Source organism: Deltaproteobacteria bacterium GWA2_45_12 (assembly GCA_001797365.1).
In the GTDB taxonomy this organism is placed as follows: Bacteria; UBA10199; UBA10199; order UBA10199; family UBA10199; genus UBA10199.
Genome location: MGPH01000067.1, coordinates 11,243 through 12,251, shown reverse-complemented (window position 1 = coordinate 12,251; position 1,009 = coordinate 11,243). Strand labels below are relative to the sequence as shown.

General features: G+C 44.2%; 2 protein-coding genes and 1 pseudogene. 1 reads left to right on the top strand and 2 read right to left on the bottom strand.

The annotated features are described in order from the left end of the window. The coding region (locus A2048_11095) for a hypothetical protein (protein OGP07242.1) at positions 1–260 on the bottom strand (260 nt) is incomplete at its 3' end. Beyond that, positions 226–510, bottom strand: a complete 285-nt coding sequence (locus tag A2048_11090) for a hypothetical protein (protein OGP07241.1) — start codon at positions 508–510, stop codon at positions 226–228. The genes A2048_11090 and A2048_11095, both read right to left, overlap by 35 nt. Positions 511–695: 185 nt before the next feature. Here A2048_11090 and A2048_11085 point away from each other — a divergent pair. Then, positions 696–1,009: pseudogene (locus A2048_11085) on the top strand (hypothetical protein).

Below are 1,009 nucleotides of genomic sequence, written 5' to 3'. Positions count from 1 at the left end.
TGCAGAAGCCTCTCATCCAACCACACTTTAATAAGGCTTTGATAACCAACATCCATCTTGGTGGCGATGCGGCGGATCAGTTCAAGCTGCTGACTTGAAAAACGAATGGTCACAGGTTTGAAACCTCCATGCAGACTATCTGCGTCGCTCAATTGCCCTTTAGAAAAATCGAAGTAATCCGTGGCATCATGAGTATCCCAAAATTGTCTTTCCTCGTCTTCTGACTTAAAGGTTGGAAGCTTTTTTGATTTTTTCTTCATAGGCTTTCCTTTCTTTCTTTGAAGCATCACGAGCACTGATGACACGAATCTTGCCCTGTCGCAGGGTATAAACCACAAAAAGTGTTCTCTCGGTTTTTGTCACACCCATAACAGAAAAACGTTCTTCAACTCCACACGGAACAGGCCCCAGAAAGAGCCCAAACCCAAAGACAGATTCCGCTTCTTCACAGGAGACTTGATGCTTTTCCCGGTTCTTTGGCTCATGATGCTCGTCCCATTCGAATTCCACTTGTACATATTATATACATGATAAATAAATGTCAAATACATGTTATTTACATATACCAAAACGGGTGAGGTTTTAAAATATGTGCTGAGACAGTTGACGAGGTGATTATCGGAAAGATTTCATGATCTCATAAGGCGTCTTTAAGAGTACCCAACCCCTATTTTGATCCTGAGCAAGCGTCCAGGATGAGCAGACAAACAAAGAATTGGGAATCACAGATACCCCTACAATGGCAATCCCCGGCTCATTCCAGCGGACATCGCCCTCATTTTAAGGGACATCAAAAAAAGGGAAGGGAAATAATTTCAAATCTTGAACTTGATCGCCCCCGGCAAAATATCGAAAGTGGCGGGCAAGAAACCTACGGGATCACCATCGGCATCAATGCCGGCCAAGGTTTCATCCTTGGTGGAAATTTCGATGGAGACGGAGCAAAACGTGTCGATGTTTCCATCTTTCAGATAAGACCCGTCATACAGGCGGGGAAACTGCTGGAGCT